Source organism: Pseudomonas sp. W2Jun17 (assembly GCF_023127795.1).
In the GTDB taxonomy this organism is placed as follows: Bacteria; Pseudomonadota; Gammaproteobacteria; order Pseudomonadales; family Pseudomonadaceae; genus Aquipseudomonas; species Aquipseudomonas synxantha_A.
Window position 1 is genome coordinate 125,550 of record NZ_SPKO01000032.1, and the last position, 7,069, is coordinate 132,618.

A 7,069-nucleotide genomic window follows, 5' to 3' on the forward strand; every position below is an offset into this window, starting at 1 on the left:
GTTGATTGTTTCGGCCTTACTGATCCATCGCACTCAAGATCGCATGGGCCACTTTTACCCGCTCGGCATTCGGGTAGTTCTTGTTGGCCAGAATCACCACGCCCATATCCTTGCTCGGCACATACGCCACATACGCACCAAAGCCACCGGTAGAGCCGGTCTTGTTGTACAACACGTTGGCCGGCTGCGCCTGGGCCGGGTTGAGCCAGGTGACCTTGTGCGGCTCCATTGCCATCGGTGTGGAGTTACCGTCGATCAACGCTTGCAGGGTGATGGGGTAGGGGTAGCGCTCCCAGCCCAGGCCCTGGGTCATGCCGTTCACGGTGTAGTAGCCAGCGTGGGTGGCGGCGATGGCCTGTTGCACGGGCTGTTCCAGGGTTTGCGGGTGCATGTTCGCAATGACATAGCGGGCGAGGTCCTGGCTGGTGGTCTTGAGCCCGTAGGCTTCACTGTCCAGCGCGCCGGGGCTGACGCGCACAGGTTTTTGCTGCTTGTCATAGCCTTGGGCATATTGGCTGGCTTTGTCCGTGCGCACGCTGACATAGGTGTTGGTCAACCCTAGCTTGGGCAGCAGCGTCTTCTCCATGGCAACGTTGAACGGCTGGCCCAGGCTTTGCGCGGTCAGGTAGCCGAACAGGCCGATGCTGGGGTTGGAGTACAAGCGTTGTTCACCCGCAGCGTAAGTGGGCTTCCAATGCTGGAAGTAGCCCAGCATGGTCGATGCACTGTCGGCTGCATCCGGAAATTGCAGCGGCAAGCCGCCAGGGGTATAGGTCGCCAGTTGCAGCAGGCTGATGCGATCGAACGCGCTGCCGGCCAGGGACGGCAAGTACTGGCTGGCTGTGTCCGACAGCTTGAGCTTGCCGATGGCCTGGGCATAACCACCAAGGGTAGCGGTGAAGGTTTTACTTACCGAGCCGATTTCGAACAGCGTGTTTTGAGTGACCGCGGCCTGGGTGTCCTTGGCGGCTACGCCGTAATTAAAGTATTGCACCTTGCCCTGGTTCACCACCGCGACTGCAAGGCCGGGGATGCCTTGCTGTTGCATCAAGGGTTTGACGTTGCTGTCCACGACCTGGCGTATATCGGTGGCGGCCATACAGCCGCCGGATACGAGCAGCAAAGCTGAAACCAGGTACTTTGGCTGATATTTCATGGTGATTCGCTTCCATGTAAAAGTGGCAATGATGATCAGAGCCTGCGCAGGCGTGGCAAATCTAGGTGGATTTTATACCCGGAGCAAACGATGATATCTCGCACCAGCCATTAGAAAAATTGGGGTAAGCCTTGTTGCGTTCCCATCTGCCCCTCAATGCCCTGCGCGCTTTTGAAGCCTCGGCGCGCCATTTGAGCTTTACCCGCGCGGCCATCGAGCTATGCGTGACCCAAGCCGCAGTCAGCCATCAAGTCAAAAGCCTCGAGGCGCAGCTCAATGTCACGCTGTTCAAGCGCCTGCCACGCGGCCTGATGCTCACTCGCGAAGGCGAAACCCTGTTGCCGGTGTTGCGTGAAGCCTTCGACCGTATTGCCCACACCCTGGGCCAGTTCGAGGGCGGTCACTACCGCGAGGTGCTGACAGTGGGCGCGGTCGGCACCTTCGCCGTGGGCTGGCTATTGCCTCGTTTGGCGGATTTCCACAGCCGCTATCCGTTTATTGATTTGCGCCTGTCCACTCACAACAACCGCGTTGATGTCGCTGCCGAGGGCCTGGATTACGCCATTCGGTTTGGCGCAGGCGCCTGGCATGGCACCGAGGCCTGCCCTTTGCTGGAAGCCCCGCTGACGGTGTTGTGTGTGCCGCAGATTGCCGAGCAATTGCACAGCCCCGCCGACGTGTTGAAGCACACCTTGCTGCGCTCTTACCGTGCCGATGAGTGGAGCCTTTGGTTGCAGGCTGCCGGGTTGCCGGCAGACACCCTGGTGCCGCGCAGTATCGTGTTCGACTCGTCGCTGGCGATGATGGAGGCCGCCTTGCAAGGCAGCGGTGTGGCCCTGGCGCCAGCGTTGATGTTTTCACGCCAGTTGGAAAGCGATGTGATCCGCCAGCCGTTCGATGTGGGGATCACGACCGGCAGTTATTGGTTGACCCGTTTGCAGTCACGCAACGAGACACCCGCGATGTTGGCGTTCAAGGGGTGGTTGCAGACGTGTATTGAATAAGAATGTGGAAGGCGGCGGTTAGGCGAGGTATTTGCGGAACCAGCCCAGGGTGCGCTCCCACGCCAGGTTGGCTGCTGCCTCGTCATACCGCGGTGTCGAATCGTTGTGAAAACCGTGGTTGGCGCCTTTGTAGATGTAAGCCTCATACGTCGTGCCCGCAGCTTTCAACGCCTGCTCATACGCCGGCCAACCCTCATTGATCCGCGTATCCAGTTCCCCGAAATGCAACATGATCGGTGCCTTGATGCGCGGCACGTCTTTGGCCTCGGGTTGGCGCCCGTAGAACGACACCGCAGCGCCCAGTTCCGGGTAGGCCACCGCCGCCGCGTTGGTCACGCCGCCGCCGTAACAGAAGCCGGTGATGCCGACTTTGCCGGTACTGCTGTCGTGGTGCATCAGCCATTCGATGGCGGCGAAGAAGTCGTTCATCAGTTTGGTCGGGTCGACAGTCTGTTGCAGCGCCACGCCTTTTTCATCGTTGCCGGGGTAGCCGCCCACGGACGTCAGGCCATCGGGTGCCAGGGCAATGAAGCCGGCTTTGGCCAGGCGCCGGGCCACGTCTTCGATATAGGGGTTCAGGCCACGGTTTTCATGCACCACCACCACGGCGGGCAGTTTTGCCGCAGCCTTGGACGGGCGCACCAGGTAGCCGCGCACCGTGCCGTTGCCCTTGGGCGAAGGGTAGGTGATGTAGTCGGCGACGATATCCGGATCGGTGAATTTCACCTGTTCGGCCAGGGCGTAGTTGGGGCTCAGGGCTGCCAGCAGCGCCGAGGCGGTGAGGCCGCCCAAGGTGAACAGCGCGGCACGGTCGAGAAACTCGCGGCGGTTGATCTTGCCGTGGGCGTAGCCGTCGTAGAGTTCCAGCAGTTCGGGAGCAAAGTCCTTGGCGGTAAGACGGGGCATGGGTGCAGTCCTCGATCAGCGGTTGCAGTCACTGTAGACCAGGATCACGCCTCGCGACCATGGGCGGCCGCGGCCAATTGCCCGGTGTCGACGCGTACGAAAACTGAATCGCCGATGGCCGTGAGCACGTCACCGGCGTACACCTCGCAGACCACGCGGCTTTTGCGCCCGATGTCGCCTTCGACCCGTGCGCGCAGGGTCAGCGGCACGCCCATCGGTGTGGGCTTGATGAATTTGATCCCCAGGTTGCCGGTGACGCAGTCGATGCGCGGCAGGCTGCCGGGTTCGCGCTGTTCGGCGCGGTAGTGGTAGGCCATGGCGGTCCAGTTGGAATGGCAATCCACCAGCATGGCGATCAGGCCGCCGTAGACCAGGTCTGGCCAGCCGCTATATTTGGCTTCGGGTTGATGCTCGGCGACCACGTGTACGCCATCTTCGGCCCAGCGGCTCTTGATATGCAGGCCATGGGGGTTGCTGCTGCCGCAGCCGTAGCAGATGCCTTCTGGCGCGGTGATGTCTTGGAGAGAAGCGGTGGTCATGCAAAGTCCTTGTTATTGTTCAGGCGACTTCCCTGTTTAGCAGGCCACGCGTCAGCGGGCAAACTTCTTCGCCCCGGCCACGCAGCCGATCACCGCGAACGTCACCAGCACCATGCCCAGGCTGACCTGCTCATGCAGCAGGCCCGCGGCCAGCGCCAGGCCGAAGAAAGGTTGCAGCAGCTGCAACTGGCCGACTGCAGCAATGCCGCCCTGGGCCAGGCCGCGGTACCAGAACACAAAGCCGATCAACATGCTGAACAGCGCCACGTACCCCAGGCTCAGCCACGCCGGCAGGCTAATGCCGCTGAGGGTCGAAGGCGCCAGCAGCAGGCTCAACGGTGCCACCAGCGGCAGCGACACCACCAGCGCCCAACAAATCACCTGCCAGCCACCCAGGCTGCGCGACAGCTTGGCGCCTTCGGCATAACCCAGGCCGCAGACCAGCACCGCCAACAGCATCAACAAGTCGCCTGCAGGGGCGGCGCTCAAGCCTTGGGCAAAGGCGTAACCCATCACCAACAGGCTGCCCAGGATGGAAAACAACCAGAACACTGGCCTGGGTCGCTCGCCGCCACGCAGCACGCCAAATACCGCCGTGGCCAGGGGCAGCAGGCCGATGAAGACGATTGAATGGGCCGAGGTCACGTATTGCAGGGCCAGGGCTGTGAGCAGTGGGAAGCCGATCACCACGCCCAGAGCGACGATCACCAAGGGAGCCCATTGCTGACGGGTGGGGCGTTTTTGCTTGAATAGCCACAACAGGCAGCCCCCCAGCAGGGCGGCGAGGGTGGCGCGGATCATGGTCAGGAACACCGGGTCGAACTCCATGACCGCCAGGCGCGTGGCCGGCAGCGATCCGCTGAAAATCACCACGCCGATAAAACCGTTGATCCAACCCTGAGTGCTGACATCCAGGGTGCCGAAGCGGGCGATGCGTTCCATGGCGGTATGTCCGAAAGTGGGGTTGCGTGCGGCTCATCCTAGGGCTGAAGATTAGGACAATCAAAAAATTGTCATGGATACATCCCGATGCCCCGTGCGCGCTACAAATTGCTGGTCGATACCTTCGCCGAGGCCATCCGCAGTGGGCAGATGCCTGCCGGCGCGCGCTTGCCCACCCATCGTCAGTTGGCCGCTGAGCATGGCTTGGCACTGGTCACCGCGAGCCGGGTGTACAGCGAGTTGGAAGCCATGGGCCTGGTCAGTGGCGAGACCGGTCGCGGTACCTACGTGCGTGAAATCACCTTGCCGCCGGGGCAGGGCAGCGGGCAGATGACGGTGGCGCCGGGCCTGCTCGACCTGAATTTCAACTACCCGTCCTTGCCTGGGCAGGCCGAGCTGTTGCGCACGGCGTTGCGCCAGTTGGCGTTGTCGGGCGATCTGGAGGCACTGCTGCGTTACCAGCCCCATGCAGGGCGCGTGCATGAGCGCGCCGCCATGGCCCGGCACTTGTTGAATCGAGGACTCACGGTGGCCGCCGAGCAGGTACTGGTGGTCAGCGGCGCCCAGCACGGCTTGGCGGTGACCCTGATGACGTTGCTCAAGCCTGGGGATGTGATCGCGGTGGATGCGCTGACTTATCCGGGCTTCAAGGCGCTGGCCGAAACCCTGCACCTGGAAATCGTCGCCATCCCGGTGACCACGGCCGGCCCGGACCTGGACCATCTGCATAGCCTGTGTCGCCAGCGCCCGGTACGTGCGGTATACAGCATGCCAACCCTGCATAACCCGCTGGGCTGGGTACTGAGCCTGGAGCAGCGCGAGCGTTTGGTGGCGATTGCCCGGCAGCACAACCTGATGATCGTCGAGGATGGCGCCTATGCGTTTCTCGCCGAAGATGCACCTGCGCCGTTGGCGGCACTGGCCCCGGAGCGCACGGTGTATGTGGGTGGGCTGTCCAAGAATGTCGCCGCCGGTTTGCGCATAGGGTTTATCGCGGCGCCTTCAGCTTGGGTGAGCAGGTTGGAACGTACGATCATGGCCACCACCTGGAGCGTGCCAGGCGTGATGAGCGCGATTGCAGTGGCCTGGCTCGAAGACGGTACGGTGGCGCAACTGGAAGCGCAAAAACGCGCGGATGCTCAAGCCCGCCAGGCATTGGCAGCCCAAGTGCTGATGGGCGTGCGGTATGTCAGCCATCCGTCATCGTATTTTCTGTGGCTGCCATTGGCAGAAGAGGCTCGTGCCGATCAAGTCGCCATGACCTTGCAGCGCGAAGGCATTTGCGTGTCCACCGCCGAACCGTTCGCAGTCTCGGCCCAGGTGCCCCACGCACTGCGCGTGGCCCTGGGATCGGTGCCGATGGCGCAGTTGCGTGGGGCCCTGGAGACGATACGCAAAGTGGTGGCGTGGTGAGCTGTGCTCAGTATTTGTAAGCCTGGCGCCCGATCAGTAGCCACTTGCCGTGTTGCTTCTGCCAGACCTGGAAGTTGTCGATATCGGTTGGCGTGTCCACACCACTGTTCACCGCCAGGGCATGGAAGTGGTTGCGCACCAGGGCGGTATCGCCATTAAGGGTGGTGGTCTGGTTCTGCATTTCCAGAGTCTTGAAGGCGCTGGTGTGGGTTTGCAGGTCGGCGATAAATTGCGCCTTGTTCTGCACTTTGCCGCTGGAGTGGCCGTAGGTGAGCGTGTCGGATGTCAGCGCGTGAAGTTGCTTGACGTCCAGATGCAACATGGCTTGGGTCAGCTGGTCGACTGCCTGGGCCACTTCCTTTTCAGCGGGGGCAGCGGCGACGTAGCCGGAGAACAGGCACAGGAAGCCGATCAGCACTTTGAGGTTGGGCATGGGGGTTCCTTGTTTTTGTTGGGTGGATACGACGAGGTATGTCGTCGTACAACAATGCAATAATTTCGGCAGGGAAGGAAAGTGAAATTTTGAGGTGGTCTGAAATGATTCGAGGTTAGAGTGGTAACCACCACCCCATAGCCGAGGTAAAAATGGCTTTTGACTGGCACAGCGACCCTCTCACCCGTGGGACACCGGTGACCCCGGGCTATAAAAACACTCAGAACGTGCGCCGTTTCATGCGTGAACAGTGCGGGCCGACGTTCAAGTTCAACCGCCCCTTTATGGCGTGGATTCTCAATGGCGTCCCCAAGACTATGGGTGATGTGGTGGACGAGTGGCAGCGTCGCGAGGTGACGCTGCCCTAAGCCACGGTGCTTGATTGCAAATACAGCAAAATGTGGGAGGGGGCTTGCTCCCGATGGCGGCCTCAGGGCCGACCAGGATGTTGGATCAGGCCGAGTACATATCCATTGCTGCGGTAACGACCACTATTGGTTCCGCTTTTACAGCGGGTCACTTTTGAAAAGCGCAAAAGTAACCCAAACGCTCTTGCCCCCACCACTCGGCACCTCGCTTCGGCTCGGTGTGCCCGTAATCCGCCAGGGATTTGGGGGGCCGCCACCACGCGCCATCCATGGCGCGGGGCGGCTAAACCGGCATCCCTGCCGGTTTA

At 61.5% G+C, this 7,069-nt stretch carries 8 protein-coding genes; 3 read left to right on the forward strand and 5 right to left on the reverse strand.

Features of this window, described 5'->3' with window-relative positions; all coding sequences use genetic code 11:
• Positions 1-16: 16 nt before the first annotated feature.
• Positions 17-1,156, reverse strand: a complete 1,140-nt coding sequence (ampC, locus tag E4O98_RS19855; RefSeq protein ID WP_032880862.1) for a class C beta-lactamase — start codon at positions 1,154-1,156, stop codon at positions 17-19.
• Between the two features lie 131 nt (positions 1,157-1,287).
• Here ampC and E4O98_RS19860 point away from each other — a divergent pair, with 131 nt between their 5' ends.
• Entirely contained in the window at positions 1,288-2,160 is an 873-nt protein-coding gene (locus E4O98_RS19860; protein WP_148853937.1) for a LysR family transcriptional regulator, read from the forward strand.
• 18 nt (positions 2,161-2,178) lie between these two features.
• Here E4O98_RS19860 and yghX read toward each other — a convergent pair whose 3' ends face one another.
• From yghX to E4O98_RS19875, 3 genes are read right to left on the reverse strand one after another with little or no spacing between them, the layout of a single operon-like run.
• A complete protein-coding gene (gene yghX, locus E4O98_RS19865; protein ID WP_148853938.1) occupies positions 2,179-3,066 on the reverse strand; it encodes a YghX family hydrolase in 888 nt (295 codons plus the stop codon).
• Between the two features lie 44 nt (positions 3,067-3,110).
• Positions 3,111-3,605 carry a thioesterase gene (locus E4O98_RS19870; protein ID WP_103735007.1) on the reverse strand — a complete coding sequence of 165 codons (495 nt, stop codon included), beginning with the start codon at positions 3,603-3,605 and terminating at the stop codon, positions 3,111-3,113.
• A 51-nt stretch (positions 3,606-3,656) separates the two neighbouring features.
• A complete protein-coding gene (locus E4O98_RS19875) occupies positions 3,657-4,547 on the reverse strand; it encodes a DMT family transporter (protein WP_148853939.1) in 891 nt (296 codons plus the stop codon).
• Between the two features lie 87 nt (positions 4,548-4,634).
• Here E4O98_RS19875 and E4O98_RS19880 point away from each other — a divergent pair, with 87 nt between their 5' ends.
• Positions 4,635-5,960 (forward strand): PLP-dependent aminotransferase family protein, encoded by a 1,326-nt coding sequence (locus E4O98_RS19880; protein WP_148853940.1) that lies wholly within the window; start codon positions 4,635-4,637, stop codon positions 5,958-5,960.
• Between the two features lie 7 nt (positions 5,961-5,967).
• Here E4O98_RS19880 and E4O98_RS19885 read toward each other — a convergent pair whose 3' ends face one another.
• Entirely contained in the window at positions 5,968-6,393 is a 426-nt protein-coding gene (locus tag E4O98_RS19885) for a nuclear transport factor 2 family protein (protein ID WP_248136060.1), read from the reverse strand.
• A 152-nt stretch (positions 6,394-6,545) separates the two neighbouring features.
• Between E4O98_RS19885 and E4O98_RS19890 the strand changes: the two genes are divergently transcribed.
• Positions 6,546-6,761, forward strand: coding sequence for a DUF6434 domain-containing protein (locus tag E4O98_RS19890; protein WP_032880871.1), 216 nt, complete (start codon positions 6,546-6,548; stop codon positions 6,759-6,761).
• The last annotated feature ends 308 nt before the right edge of the window (positions 6,762-7,069 follow it).